The organism is Quadrisphaera granulorum, assembly GCF_003149145.1.
Taxonomy (GTDB): Bacteria; Actinomycetota; Actinomycetes; order Actinomycetales; family Quadrisphaeraceae; genus Quadrisphaera; species Quadrisphaera granulorum.
In genome coordinates this window covers 222609-237684 of sequence record NZ_QGDQ01000002.1, presented here as the reverse complement: position 1 = coordinate 237684, position 15076 = coordinate 222609, and the positions used below count along the sequence as shown (strand labels likewise).

Annotated in this window: 19 protein-coding genes, 1 tRNA gene and 1 riboswitch; of the genes, 6 read left to right on the top strand and 14 right to left on the bottom strand. The window is 73.2% G+C overall.

What is annotated here, in order from left to right:
• Positions 1–21: 21 nt before the first annotated feature.
• From BXY45_RS03475 to BXY45_RS03460, 4 genes are all read right to left on the bottom strand, one after another.
• A complete protein-coding gene (locus BXY45_RS03475) occupies positions 22–663 on the bottom strand; it encodes a GNAT family N-acetyltransferase (protein WP_109772894.1) in 642 nt (213 codons plus the stop codon).
• A 163-nt stretch (positions 664–826) separates the two neighbouring features.
• Positions 827–1639, bottom strand: coding sequence for an energy-coupling factor transporter transmembrane component T family protein (locus BXY45_RS03470; protein WP_211319186.1), 813 nt, complete (start codon positions 1637–1639; stop codon positions 827–829).
• On the bottom strand, positions 1636–3240 hold the full coding sequence (locus tag BXY45_RS03465; protein WP_109772973.1) for an ABC transporter ATP-binding protein: 1605 nt from the start codon (positions 3238–3240) through the stop codon (positions 1636–1638). Before BXY45_RS03465 ends, BXY45_RS03470 begins: the two co-directional genes overlap by 4 nt.
• 10 nt (positions 3241–3250) lie before the next feature.
• A complete protein-coding gene (locus BXY45_RS03460) occupies positions 3251–3856 on the bottom strand; it encodes an ECF transporter S component (RefSeq protein WP_342799509.1) in 606 nt (201 codons plus the stop codon).
• A 266-nt stretch (positions 3857–4122) separates the two neighbouring features.
• A riboswitch (TPP riboswitch) is annotated at positions 4123–4235 on the bottom strand.
• A gap of 54 nt (positions 4236–4289) precedes the next feature.
• On the opposite strand from BXY45_RS03460, the gene BXY45_RS03455 reads away from it, so the two are divergent.
• Together BXY45_RS03455 and BXY45_RS23110 are read left to right on the top strand one after the other, a co-directional pair.
• Positions 4290–4571, top strand: a complete 282-nt coding sequence (locus BXY45_RS03455) for a DUF4235 domain-containing protein (protein WP_109772892.1) — start codon at positions 4290–4292, stop codon at positions 4569–4571.
• Positions 4572–4587: 16 nt separating this feature from the next.
• Complete coding sequence (locus tag BXY45_RS23110) at positions 4588–4755, top strand: hypothetical protein (protein ID WP_170131294.1); 168 nt, start codon at positions 4588–4590, stop codon at positions 4753–4755.
• A gap of 66 nt (positions 4756–4821) precedes the next feature.
• On the opposite strand, the gene BXY45_RS03450 is transcribed toward BXY45_RS23110, so the two are convergent.
• The 4 genes from BXY45_RS03450 to dcd form a co-directional block, all read right to left on the bottom strand.
• Positions 4822–5226, bottom strand: coding sequence for a PIN domain-containing protein (locus BXY45_RS03450; protein WP_109772972.1), 405 nt, complete (start codon positions 5224–5226; stop codon positions 4822–4824).
• 17 nt (positions 5227–5243) lie between these two features.
• On the bottom strand, positions 5244–5486 hold the full coding sequence (locus BXY45_RS03445) for an AbrB/MazE/SpoVT family DNA-binding domain-containing protein (protein WP_109772891.1): 243 nt from the start codon (positions 5484–5486) through the stop codon (positions 5244–5246).
• Positions 5487–5581: 95 nt separating this feature from the next.
• Positions 5582–6589: a hypothetical protein gene (locus tag BXY45_RS23105; protein ID WP_109772890.1), complete on the bottom strand. Its 1008-nt coding sequence runs from the start codon at positions 6587–6589 to the stop codon at positions 5582–5584.
• A gap of 20 nt (positions 6590–6609) precedes the next feature.
• Positions 6610–7212: a dCTP deaminase gene (dcd, locus tag BXY45_RS03435; protein WP_109772889.1), complete on the bottom strand. Its 603-nt coding sequence runs from the start codon at positions 7210–7212 to the stop codon at positions 6610–6612.
• 217 nt (positions 7213–7429) lie between these two features.
• Here dcd and BXY45_RS03430 point away from each other — a divergent pair, with 217 nt between their 5' ends.
• Positions 7430–8839 carry a nicotinate-nucleotide adenylyltransferase gene (locus BXY45_RS03430; RefSeq protein WP_109772971.1) on the top strand — a complete coding sequence of 470 codons (1410 nt, stop codon included), beginning with the start codon at positions 7430–7432 and terminating at the stop codon, positions 8837–8839.
• Positions 8840–8891: 52 nt separating this feature from the next.
• Positions 8892–8962 (top strand) — tRNA-Gly (locus BXY45_RS03425).
• A gap of 68 nt (positions 8963–9030) precedes the next feature.
• Here the strand turns inward: BXY45_RS03425 and BXY45_RS03420 are convergent.
• The 4 genes from BXY45_RS03420 to BXY45_RS03405 all read right to left on the bottom strand — a co-directional run bounded on the left by BXY45_RS03420 (position 9031) and on the right by BXY45_RS03405 (position 12315).
• Positions 9031–9735, bottom strand: coding sequence for a hypothetical protein (locus tag BXY45_RS03420; protein WP_109772888.1), 705 nt, complete (start codon positions 9733–9735; stop codon positions 9031–9033).
• Between the two features lie 282 nt (positions 9736–10017).
• On the bottom strand, positions 10018–11109 hold the full coding sequence (locus tag BXY45_RS03415; RefSeq protein WP_109772887.1) for a DNA polymerase domain-containing protein: 1092 nt from the start codon (positions 11107–11109) through the stop codon (positions 10018–10020).
• A 79-nt stretch (positions 11110–11188) separates the two neighbouring features.
• Positions 11189–11521, bottom strand: a complete 333-nt coding sequence (locus tag BXY45_RS03410; protein WP_109772886.1) for an AzlD domain-containing protein — start codon at positions 11519–11521, stop codon at positions 11189–11191.
• Positions 11518–12315, bottom strand: coding sequence for an AzlC family ABC transporter permease (locus BXY45_RS03405; RefSeq protein ID WP_218566881.1), 798 nt, complete (start codon positions 12313–12315; stop codon positions 11518–11520). The genes BXY45_RS03410 and BXY45_RS03405 overlap by 4 nt, the downstream gene beginning before the upstream one ends.
• A 46-nt stretch (positions 12316–12361) precedes the next feature.
• Between BXY45_RS03405 and BXY45_RS03400 the strand changes: the two genes are divergently transcribed.
• Positions 12362–12946 (top strand): helix-turn-helix domain-containing protein, encoded by a 585-nt coding sequence (locus BXY45_RS03400; RefSeq protein WP_109772885.1) that lies wholly within the window; start codon positions 12362–12364, stop codon positions 12944–12946.
• 31 nt (positions 12947–12977) lie between these two features.
• Here BXY45_RS03400 and BXY45_RS03395 read toward each other — a convergent pair whose 3' ends face one another.
• Both BXY45_RS03395 and BXY45_RS03390 read right to left on the bottom strand, forming a co-directional pair.
• On the bottom strand, positions 12978–13634 hold the full coding sequence (locus tag BXY45_RS03395; RefSeq protein WP_109772884.1) for a LysE family transporter: 657 nt from the start codon (positions 13632–13634) through the stop codon (positions 12978–12980).
• Between the two features lie 138 nt (positions 13635–13772).
• Positions 13773–14207 carry a hypothetical protein gene (locus tag BXY45_RS03390; RefSeq protein ID WP_109772883.1) on the bottom strand — a complete coding sequence of 145 codons (435 nt, stop codon included), beginning with the start codon at positions 14205–14207 and terminating at the stop codon, positions 13773–13775.
• A 164-nt stretch (positions 14208–14371) separates the two neighbouring features.
• Here BXY45_RS03390 and BXY45_RS03385 point away from each other — a divergent pair, with 164 nt between their 5' ends.
• Positions 14372–15076: a response regulator gene (locus BXY45_RS03385; RefSeq protein WP_211319185.1), complete on the top strand. Its 705-nt coding sequence runs from the start codon at positions 14372–14374 to the stop codon at positions 15074–15076.

Here is a 15076-nt window from a genome sequence, read left to right as displayed (position 1 = left end):
GCTGCCGGGACGGCTACGAGGTCAGCGGTAGGACAGCTCGCGCAGCGGGCCGAGCATGTCGAGCGCGGTGCGCGGCACGTGGACCCGCGGGCAGCGACCGTGCGCGTGACGCTGGCCTCGCACACGAGCACCCAGCCCGGAGAGGAGAGCCTGAGCGGCTACCGGGTCTGCGTCGGGGTTGACCTGGAGCTCGGTGCGCCCCTGGACGAGCAGGGCCCCGGCGAAGTGCGCGACCAGCGCAGAGCCGATGCCGCGGCGCTGCCACGCGTCGTGGACCAGCACCTCGACGGCACCGGCGATCGGGTCGTCCTCGCCGGTGCAGGTAGCCGGACGCAGGGCGCCCACCGCGACGGCGCGCCCCGGGGAGGACTCGACGATGACGGCGCCGGGCTCGCGCAGCCACGCCTCCTGCTGCACCAGCGGGAGCACCGTGCCACCGCGGCCAGACCAGCCGAGGCGGGTGGTGGGCGAGCACCGCACGAGGAGGCCGGCCAGGGCCGGCAGGTCCTGTGCACGCGCTGGCCGCACCACGAGGCGCTGGCCGCCGGCGACGAGGGTCCACGGCTGCGCGAGGAGGGCCGCACTCGGAGCCTGCTCCGGTGCGGCGAAGGGGGCGGCCGCCCGGAGGGTCGGCACTCGGGTCAGGACGGTCTCTGCGCTCACAAGCAGGAGGTTGGCTTGTGAGGTTTCCGCTGGAGTTGCGCAATTGTGACGCGCATGTGTCGCGCCCCCAGGGGTTCGTGGTAATGGAGCCCCACCCCCGACAGGTGCCTGAGGATCACAGTTCAGTCACGGTCATCGACGTACCTCGCGCGAGGCACACCGATCAGGTGATGACGAGTTCCCACGTGCCGGCTGCCACGCCAGCAGCGGTCGAGACCACCGTGACAGCCACACCCACGAGGACGACGACGACGTCGCCGGGACGTAGACGGCTCGGGCGCGCCCACGTCCGGTCGGCCCCCTGGTGCTCGCCTGCCCCGAATCCCCTGGCCTCCATGGCCGTGGCAAGCACGGCAGCGCGCCGCACCGCGATGACGAGGAGGACGAAGGCCCGCCCCGCCACGTCGCGGGCAGAGGCCAGCAGGCCGTCTCCTCCCAGACCACGAGCCCGCCTCGCCAGACCGAGCTGACGCCACTCGTCGAGTAGCACGTCCACCACGCGGAACGCCGCGAGAGCCCCGAGCACGAAGCGGGCAGGGAGGTGCAGCACCTGGGCCAGGGCGTCTGCCAGATCGGTGGGGTCCGTGGTTGCCAGGAGGACGACGCCCGGCAAGGCGATCGCCACCACACGCAGCCCGATCGCCCCACCGGTCTGCAGCGATCCGGACGTGACGCTGATCGGTCCCAGGTCCACCAGGACGGCGCCGGAGTCGACACCCAGCAGTGCGCTGACCACGGCCACCGGCACGGCAGCCAGCAACAGCACGGCGCTGCGCCGGAGCACCGCGAGCGCGCCCAGCCCCGCCAGGGGCAGGAGCGCCAGCTCCAGCACCACGGCGGTGCCCGCCGTCACGATGTCGACGCTCAAGAGCAACCCGAACGCCAGGACGAGGGCCACGGCGAGCTTCGCCACGGGGTTGGCGCGCGCCAGCGCGGTGGGGCGCACGACTCCTGGGTCGAGCAGGCCTGTGCTCACCGTCCGCTGGCCGATCTCGCGGGCACGTCCACGCGCAGCCGCCCGTCACCGACCCACCACGTGACGTCGGCGAGGGCTTCGCACAACTCGACGTCGTGGGTGGCCGCCACCACCGCCGTCCCCCCGTCGCGCAGCTCGGCGAGCAGCTCGACGAGTTCGACCCAGGTGCGGGCGTCCTGCCCGAAGGTGGGCTCGTCGAGCACCAGCAGCCTGGGTCGGGTGGCAAGGGCGGTCGCCACGGACAGGCGCCGCTGCTCCCCTCCCGACAGGGTGAAGGGGTTGGCGCGAGCGAGGCGGTCAAGCCGGAGCCGCTCCAGCAACCCCTCGACGCGCTCGGCGACCTCGGCCCGCGCCAGACCGAGCCTGCGCGGTCCGACGGCCAGCTCGTCCGCGACGGTCTGGGCGACGAACTGGTGCCGGGGGTCTTGGAAGACCGAGCCGATCCGCGCCACGAGGTCGCGCGGGGTCCAGCGGGCGGGGTCGTCGGGCGCCACCTCGCGGCGACGGTCGCGCCAGCGCCGTCGCGAAGGCGCTGGCGCTGGGTCGCCGACGAGCGGTCGCCCGGCGCGGACTCGACCGGCCACCGGTGGCACCAGACCCGCCACCGCCAGTGCCAGCGTCGACTTCCCGGCGCCGTTGGCCCCGCGAACCGCCGTCACCGATCCGGCCTCGACCTGGGCCGCCACGGCGCTGAGCACCGCCGCCCCGTGCCCGCGCCGGCCGACGGCGACGTCCTCCAGCGCCATGAGGAGGCGTCCGTCAGTGGCGGCGCCAGGGTTCTGGTGGAGCACACCGTGGCTGCCCTCGCGGGAACGGGGCACGGGCCGGTGGCCTGGTACCCAGACGCCTGCGGCGGCCAGCTCGGCACCCCGCTGCGCCAGCACCTGCAGCGTGGGGCCGTCCGCGAGCACACCGCCGCCGGGGGCGAGCACCACGACCCTGTCGACGAGGTCGACCCACAGGTCCACCCGATGCTCGACGAGCAGGCAGCCTGCGCCGGTCGCGGTCAGTCGCTCGGCGACGACGTCGCGCAGCCGGACAGCACCCTCGGGATCGAGCATCGCGGTCGGCTCGTCCAGCAGCAGAAGCTGCGGCTCGAGTGCCAGCACCCCCGCCAGCGCCAGGCGCTGGCGCTGTCCCCCGGACAGGCGGGCGGTCGGGTGGTCGCGCGGGAGATCGAGACCCACGTCGGCCAGGGCCGCCTCGACGCGGGGCCAGATCCGCTCGACGGGCACGCCGTGGTTCTCCAGGCCGAAGGCGACGTCGTCCCCGACGCGGGCCAGCACGGTCTGTGCCTGCGGGTCTTGCAGGAGGAGACCGGTGCGCGCCTGGCCTCGGCCCGCCGCGACGGCGTTCAGCCGTGCCTCGGCGGCGGGAACGCCGTCGAGGAGGAGTTGCCCCTCGGCCTCGCCGGTTCCGTCCGGCCCGCCGTCCAGGAGCCCGGCGACACCGGCGAGCACGGTGGACTTGCCGGCCCCCGACGCTCCGAGGAGCAGGACCCGCTCACCGGCCTCGACGTCGAGGTCGAGACCGCGGACGGCGTGGGCGCGGCGGGCGTTCCAGCGCCACCCCCATCCGCGGGCCCGAACGAGCGGACTCACCGGGGGTAGCTCAGACGCGCTGAGCGTTGCGGCCGGACGCGAGTGGCGCCAGCGCTCCCGTGCGCGCGAGGGCTCGGGTGAGCGCCCAGCCACCGAGCCCCGCGGTGATGGCCCCCGACACCACGGCAGCGAGCGCCAGGTAGGTGAGCTGGAAGCCGGTCGGGAGCGCCGCGTTCGAGACGAGGTTCTCCAGTACTCCGAAGGCAGCGCCAGCGCCGAGGCCGGCCAGCAGACCGGCGGTCAGACCCCACTGCCGGTAGAGGAGCACCGCCAGCACCACCTCGGCGCCGAGCCCCTGGACGAGCCCGTAGATGACGGTGAAGAAGCCCCACTGGTTGCCGATCAGCGCGGACACCACGGCGGCGACGAGCTCGACGAAGACTGCTGCCCCGGGCCGTCGGATGACGAGCCCCCCGACGACCCCTCCCAGCAGCCAGGGTCCGGTCAGGACCGCGCCGAGGAACGCGAAGCCGCCCAGCAGACCCGAGATCGGGTTCCACGCAAGGTTGAAGAGCGTGAACAGCAAGCCCACCGCCACACCGAGGACACTGGCGACGACGATGTCGACCACCCGCCACGACCGCCGCGGCGCCGTGCGCCACCCCACGAGGGCCAGCGCACCGAGCACGAGGGTGAGGACCGCCGGGCCAGGCTGGGCGGCCCCAGGGACGCCGTCCTCGGAGAACCACGTCGGCCCTTGCCACACGAGGGCGGCGAGAGCGACGACGATGACGGCGGTGACCAGCGTCGCCCCGATGCCCGCGGGCCGGCGACGGGGTGTGGACGGTGCGTCGGACTTTTCGGTGGTGCTCATCAGGTGCCTCCCAGCAGGGTCGCGAGGAGGGGTGCCGGACCGGCCGTCCGCGAGCGGACGGGACCGGAACGGCAGAAAGCTCGACTCCCTACGCCGGTGTGAACCGGATCAGGTTCGAGGGTCTGCGGTCTCCCGCACTCTCAGCGCCTCCCACGAGGTCGGCGCTCCCCTGTCGATCGGGGCAACCGTACGCCCTCCGCTGGACGGCTCCCACCCGGCTTGGGAGGGTGGTGCCGTGGGAAACCTCGTGTGGACCGTGCTGGGCACGGGCAGCGGACTGGCGGCCCAGTCCGCCGCGCGCTCCGTCATCAAGAAGCTGTGGGTGCTGGCCACCGGCAAGCAGCCCCCGGCCAACCCGCTGAGCCCGCACGTGGCCCTCGCCGAGGCCGTCGGGTGGGCCGTGGTGTCGGGCGCCGTCGTCGGCGTCGTGCGGATGCTCGCCACCCGCGAGGCCGCCAAGTTCTACGAGAAGAGCGCGGGCCACCTGCCCAAGAAGCTGCAGGACGTCAGCGCCTGACGGCAGGACCGCTCCCGTGGACGGGCTGCTGAGGTCGCTGCGGCAGCCCGGGGCGGGCCGCCCCTCGCTGCTGGCGCGCCTCGTGGCGGGCCTGGTGGTGCTGGGGATGCTCGGCGCGGCGGCGCCGGTGCTCGCCGTCGTCGTCGGGCCCGTGATCCGATGGCTCGGTGAGGTCCTGCTCTAGCGATGCGCCGACCGGCCTCGAGTTCGACGCCGGAGTCTCGCACCGACCACCGACGGCGGCGGCCCCTTAGGACACGATGTGCACAGGAACCCCGATGCGCTCGTAGGTGTCACGAGCGCGCAGGTCTCTTGTCACGAGAATGGCGCCGTGGTGCTGCGCCGCGAGCGCCACCAGTGCGTCGTAGACCGCCCCGCCACTGACATCGAGGTCTGCGAGCACTCTGGGAAGGGTTCCTGCGACATCGTCTGGCAGGGCAAGCATCGAGACGAAGCGCCGTTCGAGCAGGGTGGCCGCGTCTGACGGCAACAGGCGGAGGTCTCCGGGGAGCCTCGTGAGCACCGAGTACGTCTCCGCTGCAGCGTGGCCCGCGAGGTGCAAGACCCGCCCCGAGCTCCACCGGGAGAGCGCCGTGTGGGCTGTGTGGTCAGCGACCAGGAGCGGGACAGCCGCACTGGTGTCGAGTGCGAACATCCGGACCGCTCCGGACGTCACCGTCGCCCTGCATCAAGCAGCCCGTTGACGATGTCGTCGTCAATGCGGGTACCCCCGCTGCCGCGCGCCACCAGCACGCCATCCTCCTCGACCAACCGGGCGGTGCGCCCACTCGGTACGAGCTGAAGGCCAGCCCCATAGCGCGATAGATCAACTCTTGTCCCCGGTGTGAGACCGAGGGCGTCACGGAGGGCCTTGGGCACCACGATGCGCCCGACGGAGTCGACCACCGCTTCCATGGGAAGACGCTACCAACTCAATCCCAGCGGCAGTGGTCTCTGGACAGCGGCGCACCACTAGAGCGCACCCACAGCACGCGAACAGAAGGCTTTCGCTAGGCGAGGGGGAAGCCGTCGGCATCCACCACCACACCACCGACCTCCCGGGCGACGGCGTCCGTGAGCGCCTCGATCACCGCACCCGCGCGGGCTCGCGCGCGGCGCACGTCGGGAGCCGGCACCTCGTGCTCGGCAGCGGCCGGGTCATCGGGCCACCACACCGCGCTGTACGTCACCGCTGACGCCGCCCACTCGACGCCGTGCAGCGCGGGCGGCGGCTCGGCGGCTCCCGCCACCTCAAACTGCACCACCCCTCCCTCGGGGAGGACGACGACGAGGGCGTACGCGTCCAGCACGTCGTCGCCCGCTGCGACAGCGGCGTCCCGGGCATCGGCGGCCAGGTGCAGCACCTCGCGCTGGTCGGGTGGGGGGGCGTCGTCGTCGTGAGTTGCCTCCAGGGCCGCGATCGCCTCCGGCGTGAGCCCCTCCCACGCAGTGCCCTCCACCGCCAGCTCGGCCCCGGGGACGATCTGCGCGGCGATGGCGAGAGCGTCCTCGGGGGTCACCCAGCTGGGGCTGAGCACGGTCCTGTCCACCCAGGAGGACGGGTCGGGCTGGAGCAGGGCCCACCCGGTGCCGTCGGATCGCGCGGCCACGCGGACGGCGCCTTCGAGTCGGCGGGCGAGGGCCAGCGCCAGGTCGAGGGCGCGGCGCTCAGCCATGACGGGCAGGCCGTCGGGGAAAGCGCGGTGGAGGCCCTCCCGGTCGGTGGTGCCGGGCAGGGGCGGGTCGCCGCGGTCGACCGGGCACTCGATCACCCACGCGCAGCGCCACGGGTCGGGCACGGCCGAGCCGGCCGCGGCGGCCGCGTCAAGCAGGAGCGGGCCGCGCAGCGTGGTCCACCGCCCCAGCCGCCAGGTGCCACCGCCCACGGAGACCAGGTCGGGATGGCGCGCACGCACCAGACCGAGGACGACGGTCTCGGGGAGCTCGTCGGGCAGGAGCAGCAGGTGGGAACCCGCGAGCGCGCGGCCGGCATCGCGCCCGAGCACGAGGGAGGCCACGGCGGGGTCCGCTGTGTCTGTCAGGCGTCGTCGGCGGGGGAGCCCGCGCTGACGTCCGTGAGGTGGAAGTTCAGGTAGGAGCGGGAGGCGGTCGGTCCGCGCTGGCCCTGGTACCGCGAGCCGTACCGCGCGCTGCCGTAGGGGTGCTCGGCCGGGCTCGACAGCTTGAAGAAGCAGAGCTGGCCGATCTTCATGCCGGGCCAGAGCTTGATGGGCAGCGTGGCGACGTTGGCCAGTTCGAGAGTGATGTGCCCGGAGAAACCTGGGTCCACGAAACCCGCCGTGGAGTGGGTCACCAGGCCCAGCCGGCCCGTCGAGCTCTTGCCCTCGACGCGGACCGCGAGGTCGTCCGGAACGGTGATGGCCTCATAGGTCGAGGCCAGGACGAACTCGCCGGGGTGCAGGACGAAGGCCTCGCCCTTGTCGACCTCCACGAGCCGGGTCAGCTCCGGCTGCTCCTGGGCGGGGTCGATGACCGCGTACTTGTGGTTGTCGAAGAGCCGGAAGTACCTGTCGAGCCGGACGTCGATGCTCGAGGGTTGCACCATCGCGGGGTCCCACGGGTCGAGCACCACGCGGCCGGCGTCGACCTCGGCCACCAGGTCGCGGTCGGAAAGAAGCACGCCGACACCGTAGTGGGCTCCAGTTCCGGGCCCGACGCGCCGATGACAGGGACAGGTGGCCAGATCATCATCTCCGGTTCGCTCCGGGGAGGTGGTCAGGTCGCTCAGAGCACGCCATCATCGGCGCCGACAAGTGCTGAGTCGATGGTGACCGCTCGCTGCGAGGTTCGAGCCCTCCCGGGCTCGGAGAACGGACGGGGACGACGGGATGGGCGGCATGGACGTCGGCGAGGACACGCTTCAGAAGGCCCTGCGGATCAACCTCGACCCGCGCTGGTACGGCACCATCGCCGAGATCGGCGCCGGTCAGGAGGTGGCCCGCTGGTTCTTCCGCGCGGGCGGTGCCGCCGGCACGATCGCCAAGACCATGTCGGCGTACGACATGGCCGTCTCCGACGCCGTCTACGGCCGGTCGGACCGCTACGTCTCCCTGGGCCGCCTCCAGGCGATGCTGGAGCACGAGTACACGCTCAACGTGGAGCGCCTCTCGGAGGCCCGCGGTGACGACACCTGCTTCTTCGCATTCGCCGACACCGTGGTGGCCCGCAGCTACCGCGGCGGCAACGAGTGCCACGGCTGGATGGGCGTGCGTTTCCAGGCGCACCCCGAGGACGAGCCCAACGAGATCGTCATCCACGTGCGGATGCTCGACGACGACGCCGCCCAGCAGCAGGAGGCGCTCGGCATCATCGGCGTGAACCTGCTGCACGCCGCGTTCTTCGAGCGCGCCGAGCCCGATGAGGTCGTTGCGAGCTTGCTCGACAAGCTCAACACGGGCCGCATCGAGGTCGACATGATCAAGTTCTCGGGCATCGAGTTCCGCAGCGTCGACAACCGCCTCATGGCGCTGCAGCTCGTGCACCTCGGCCTGTCCGGCGTTGCGATGTTCGGCCCCGACCGCGAGGTGCTGCAGCCCTCCGAGGCCCTGCGCAAGCGCTCGGTGCTCGTCGAGCGCGGCAGCTTCCGACCCCCGACACACGTCAACATCGACATGCTCGAGTGCGCCAAGCGCGCGTTCGTCAAGGACCCGGCCGTCGACCCCAAGAAGGTCCTCGCGCTGACCGAGCTCACCATGAGCAACTTGCTCGCCGGCGGCTCCAAGCTCGACCGCCGCGACTTCCTCGCCCGCGCAGACCTCCTGTCGGCCACCGGTAGCACGGTGCTCATCTCCAACTTCGCCGACTACCACCGGCTGGCGGCGTACCTGCAGGCGCGCACCACCGAGCGGATCGGCATGGTCATGGGCCTGCCGAGCTTGGAGGTGCTGTTCGACGAGAAGACCCACGCGCACCTGCCGGGTGGTCTCCTCGAGAGCTGGGGCCGGCTCCTCAAGAACAACCTCAAGCTGTTCGTCTACCCCAAGCTCGACTTGGCCAGCGGTGACGTCGTCACGGTCGAGGACGTCGAGGTGGGCGAGCAGCTGCAGCCCTTGTTCGACTACCTGTCCGGCCGCGGCAGCTTCGTGCACCTGGCCGACTTCAACCCCGACTACCTGAAGATCCTGTCGCGCGACGTGCTGAAGCGCATCGCCGCGCACGACGAGACCTGGCAGGACATGGTGCCCGCCGAGGTCGCCGAGCTCATCTGCAAGAAGAGCTTCTTCGGCTACAAGCGGGACGGTGTCTGAGGTCTTCGCTGAGGCTTGCTAGGCTGACGGTGGACGTCTTCAGAGGCGCCACGCGGACGTAGTTCAATGGTAGAACTTCAGCTTCCCAAGCTGATAGCGCGGGTTCGATTCCCGTCGTCCGCTCGTCAGCACGAAGGCCCCCGCCCGGCAGGGCGGGGGCCTTCGTCGTCCTCGGGTCCGCTCGGGACGGGTCAGACGTCGAAGTCGCCGCCGAAGTCACCACCGAAGTCGTCGCCGCCGTCGAAGCCGCCGCCGTCGAAGCCGCCGCCGTCGTACCCCGCATCGGCGGCCATGTCCTCCTGGGCATCCTGGAAACCTTGGGCGTAGGCGTCACCCTCGGACCCGTCGAACATGGCGTCGGCGATGGCGGTGCCCACGAAAGCCCCGGCGACACCGGCCAGCAGACCACCACCGATGACGGCGCCCATGCCCAGTCCCCTGCCGCCACCGGATCCACCCGGACCACCCGCTCCGGAGAAGCTCCGCTCGAGCGTGCCCGGCTGGCGAACCTCGGCGCGCGTCGCCATGCGGGCCAGGTCCTGCGGGCTGTCGCTCGGAGCGCGCTCGGCCGGGGGGACGTGCTGGCTGAGCTCGGACAGCACCTGCTGGCGCTGCTGCGGGGTGAGCTTGGCGAACGCCTCGGCGTGGGCCTGCTCCAGCTGGTCCGGCGGAGCGGTACGCAGGAGGTAGCGGTAGCGCTCGAGGGCCCGCTCGTCCTCGCTGAGGGGCTGCCTCGGCCCGGCGGCCTGCTGCTGGCCCACGGAGGGCTGGCCGGGCGTCGGGTAGTCGGTGCGGTAGGTGGGCTGGGGCTGGACGGGCCGCGGCTGCCCGTAGGCAGTGCTGCGGTCGGAGCCCGACCGGTCTTCACGGCCGAGCAGGCGGTCAAGGAAACCCATCTGGTCTCTCCTTCATCGGTCGCCCGGAGGTCGGGCTGCTGCATCCTGAACGACGCCCCCTGAAGGTCAAGAGCGGGTCAAGGACTGCACGACCACCGTACGACGCCTCAGCAACCACAACACCCGTAGGACACCGCCACCGGCTGATCCACAGGAACCTCCCAGAGCAGCTGCCACGCAGGTCGCACGGCATGCCCGCCACTCGGCAGGGCTTCCCCCGCCGGATGGGGGCAGCGAGCCCCGACGGTCTGCGGTCGTACCCCGCCCGCCTCGGGCCGACGTTCACCGGGAGGGATCCTCGGGGCCGCCGGGGCGGGCACGGTCACGGCTCGGCTGCACGCGCTTGGGCTCGCCGTCCTGCTTGGGATGGTTGGGCGGGAACGGCATCTCCCCCTCCCCCGCCGCGGCGTCGCGCTCGGCCATCTCCAGCAGCGGTTCCAGGGAGTGCTGCACGTCGTCAAGGGTGCGCATCGGGTCACCGCGGCGGGCCAGCAGGGCGGGCACCGTCGCCATCGTCAGATCGTCCGGCTCAACGTCGGCCAGCTCCGCCCAGGTCACGGGGGTGGAGACAGTGGCGCGCGGGGTGCGGCGCACCGAGTAGGCCGAGGCGATGGTGTGGTCGCGGGCGTTCTGGTTGTAGTCGACGAAGATCGCCTGGGTGCGCTGCTCCTTCCACCACGCGGTGGTGACGCGACCGCCGGCACGGCGCTCTACCTCGCGGGCGAAGGCGATGGCCGCCGTCCTGACCTGCTTGATCTCCCAGCGCGGCTCGATCCGCACGTAGACGTGCACGCCACGGCCACCGGAGGTCTTGGGGAAGCCTGCGTACCCGAGCTCGTCGAGGAGGGGCTGGACGACGTCGAGCGCGACGGCGCGGGCCTCGGCGAAGCCAGTGCCCGGCTGCGGGTCGAGGTCGATCCGGAGCTCGTCGGGGTGCTCGACGGCCTCGGGGTCCGTGTCGGAGGCGCGGGTGGGCCACGGGTGGAACGTCACGGTGGACATCTGCGCCGCCCAGACCAGAGGGGCGGCGGCATCGACGCGCATCGCGTCGGCGTGGCGACCCGAGGGGAAGGTGACCCGCGTCGTGCGCACGTACGACGGCGCATGCGCCGGCACGCGCTTCTGGTAGACCTCCTCGCCGTCCACCCCATCGGGGAAACGCTGCACGTACGTCGGCCTGTCGAGCAGGGCGCGCACGAGCGGCCCGATCTCGCCGTCCTCGCTCCGCTGGGCGACGGAGCGGTAGTACTCCACGAGGTGCCGCTTGGTGCCGCCGTCCACCCCGAGCGCTGGGAACACGACCTTGTCCGGGCTGGTGAAGCGCACCGCGACGCCGTCGACGTCGAGCTCTTCCGCCGCTGCCTTGGCTGCCACCCCTGCACTGTGCGCCGCCGGCCCGGTCGACCGCACCTCCGCCGCGCACTTGCCGCGGAAAGTGCGGGAAGAGGGAGGGTCAGGAGAGGCCGAGCAGGCGCACCAGTGCCGTCGTGGCAGCTGCCGCGAGGACCACCACGAGGAAAGGCGCCTTCCGCCACACCAGGAGACCGGCGACGACGACGCCGAGCGGCCGCGCCCACCCCACGAGGTCGCGCCCGTCGAAGAGTGACTGCGTCACCACGAGTCCGGCGAGAACGGCGACGGCGAGGCCCGCGAGCAGCGCGTCGGTGCTCTCGGCACGGGCCCCGCCACCGATCCGCGCCGCGAGCCAGGGACCGAGCAGGCGCAGGGCGAAGGTCGCCACGGCGAGCACCGCCAGTCCGACCCAGTGCTCGACTCCCCAGGTCACGAGGCGCCCCCGGCGGTTTCAGCCTCAACGTCGGTCTCGACCTCGGTATCGGCGGCACGACGGCGAGACCACCCACGGACCCCGGTCAGCACACCAAGGACGGCAGCCACCGCGGGCAGCCCCGCCGGCAGCACGGGCACCGCGGCGACCGCGACGACGGCGCCCGCCAGCGCCGTGCGCCGGTCGGTCGCGGTGCGCAACGCCGGCACCAGCAGCGCGAGGAGGACGGCGGGGAAGGCGGCGTCCAGTCCGAGGGTGCCGGGGTCGACGGCGGCGAGCACCGTCCCGCCGAGCACCGCTCCCACCAGGGCGCCGGCGTTCCAGAGCACGAAGAGCAGCACGCCGGTCAGCCAGAACGCGGCGCGCCGCTCGGCGGGGTCACGCCGAGGCAGGGTGAACGCCGCGGACTCGTCGGTGAGCAGGTGGGCCGCGACGAGCCGCCGCCAGCCGGAGCGAGGGACGACGTCGGCCACGCCCATGCCGAGCGGAACCATCCGCGCGTTGAGCACCACGCCGGTCATGGCGGCGACCAGCGGCGCGGTACCCCCGGTGACCAGGGCGACGAAGACGAACTGGCTGGCTCCGGCGAACACGACCACGGAGAGCAGCACCGGCACCCACAGCGGAGTGCCGGAGGCCACCGCGACGGCGCCGAACGACAGGCCGACCACCGCGCCGGCGGCGCAGACGAGCAGGACGTCACGCAGGAGGCGCCGGTCGACGTCCTGCCAGGGGGAGCCGATCCGGTGGCCAATCCGGTCTGCGAGGCCGTCTGTTCGGTAGGGCGAACGCACTCTGCGAGAATGGGGGCATGCAGCGACGTTCGTCAAGGCGAACACGATGACCGATTCAGCGAACAGCGGCACGAGTGCGGGTTCCGGCGCCCCCATCGCCGCCATCGCCGCGGCCCTGCGGCAGCACCGGCAGCGGTCCGGCCTGTCGATGGGTGACCTGGCAGCGCGCGCGGGGGTCGCCAAGTCGACCCTGTCGCAGCTGGAGTCGGGCTCGGCCAACCCCAGCGTCGAGACGCTGTGGTCCTTGGCGACGGCGCTCTGCGTGCCCTTCTCCGCGCTCGTCGACCCGCCCGCCCCCGCCGTCAGAGTGCTGCGCGCCGGAGAGGGCCCCACGCTGGCGGCCGAGAGCTCCCACTTCCGCGCCACGCTGCTGGCCGCGAGCACCCCCGGCGTGAGCTTTGACGTGTACCGGATCACCGCGGAGCCGGGCGCCCCGCGCAACTCCGAGCCGCACGCCACGGGCTCGGTCGAGCACGTGGTCCTCGCGACGGGCCGGGCGCTGGCCGGGATCCTCGAGGACCCCGTGGAACTGGCCCCCGGCGACTACGTCGCCTATCCGGCCGACCTCCCGCACACCTTCCGGGCCCTGGAGCCGGGCACCAGCGCCGTGATGGTCAGCCAGTACCGCTGACGCAGCGCCGACGCACCCGCCGAGCGCGGGGCTACAGGACGCCGACGGCCTGCGCGGCGAAGCGCAGCCCGACCGCCACGACGACGACGCCGGCTGCCCGTTCCACCCAGCACCGCGCCCGTTCCACGAGCCGCGCCCGCACGGCACGCAGCACGCCCAGGAGGCCCGCCGTCCACAGGGCGGACGCAGCGCACAGGCCGAGCACGAGCACCGGCAGGTCGGCCAGTCGCGTCGAGGCCACGAGGCCGCCGAACAGCAGCGAGGAGTCGAGCAGCGCCGATGGGTTGAGCCAGGTCACCGCGAGCGCGCCGAAGACGAGCCGGCGCCTGCTCCAACCGCTCACCGGCGGGCCGTCCGCCCCGTCCGTCGTCGTCGTGAGGCCCAGGAGGTGCCGGGGGCGGCGGCGAGAGCGGGTGCGCCACAGGATCTGCGCGCCCACGAGCAGGAGCACCGCCGCGCCGACGGTGAGGGCGGGCACCCGCAGACCGGGTGCTGCGGACAGCAGGCGCCCCGCCAGGAGAGCTCCGGTGAGGGAGACGGAGACGTCGAGCCCGACCACCAGGGCGGCGGCCCCCCACGCCCTGGTGGTCGGGAGCTGGAGGCCCACCTGCAGCAGGTAGGCATTCTGCGGGCCGAGGGGTGCGGCCGAGGCGAGACCGACGAGCAGGCCGAGCACGAGCGGGTCCACAGCGGGTCTCCAGGGGAAGCGGGAAGGTGCTCGATCGGTGTCGAGGGTGCGGCTCGGAAGCTCGGAGGCGCATCGGGGCCAGCACCTGCGTCGCGGGGGACGCCGTCCCCCGTCCGAGGCCCTTCGTCCGGCCCTTCGTCAGGCCCGGCGGCGAGGCCGCAGGAGCATGAGCACGACGGCGACCACCGTCACCAGCACCGTCACCGCCGCCCACACGAGCAGCTGCGTCGGGACCCCGCCCACGAAGAAAGCGGGGACCGCCGTGAGCGCCGAGAGGATCCGCGCCACGGCCGCGATCCGCACCGCGGGGCCGCGCCATCTGCCCGCCCACGCGAGGGCGACGCCGGCGAGCGTGACGACGGCCATGGCGAACGCGAACCAGAGCACCTCCGCTGGCGGACCGTTCTGGGCGCTCGTCTCGGTGGGCGGCTCGACGAGGAAGATCCCGCTGAGGTCTGACAGCGCCAGCAGGGTGGCCAGCACCAGCCCCACGTGGTTGAGGGCACCGAGCGGGCGGTGCCGCCGGGGCGCTGCGCCTGCGGGGGCGGATCCGGTGGCGGGGTGGGTGGTCATGGCTGCTCCTCGGGGAGGCGGGCGCCGGACGGCGTGACGGGACGAGGGTGGCCGCCGGCGGCGTCCCAGTTCAGGGGGCACGCCCCCACCCGACCGGGAGCCCTCCCGGACGACGGGGACGCAGGCCCTGGCCCGCGGCCCGGCGCGGGGCCATGCTCTGCGGCGTGCTGGAGGACGACGGCAGCCCGGACGCGGGCGCAGGAGCCACCGCGCCGGTGCGGGTGCTGCTCGTGGACGACCACCCCGTGGTGCGCCGCGGGCTGCGCGCGCTGCTGTCCTCGCTGCCCGGCATCGAGGTGGCCGGGGAGGCCGCGAGCGGTGAGGACGCCGTACGCGAGGCGCAGCTGCTGGCGGCCGACGTGGTGGTCATGGACGTGCAGCTGCCGGGGATGGACGGTGTGGCCGCCACCGCCCGGCTGACCGCCGCCGTGCCGGGGGCCGCGGTCCTCGTGCTGACGATGTTCGAGGACGACGACACCGTGGTCGCCGCGCTGCGCGCCGGCGCCCGCGGCTACCTGCTCAAGGGCGCCGACGCCGACGAGATCGCCCGCGCTCTGCACGCCGTGCACGCGGGCCAGGTGGTGCTGGCCCCCGACGTCGCCGCACGCCTGGTCGTGCGCCTGTCGGGAGCGCCCGCTCCGACGGCGGTGCGCCCGTTCCCCGAGCTGACCGACCGGGAGCTGCAGGTGCTCGACGCCATCGCCGCGGGGCACAGCAACACGGCGATCGCCAGCGGCCTGGGCCTGGCGCCCAAGACGGTCGGCAACCACATCTCGTCGGTCTTCGCCAAGCTGCGGGTGGCGAGCCGTGCCGAGGCCATCGTGCTGGCCCGCGAGCACGGCCTGGGCGCCCGGCCCACTGCCGGCTGA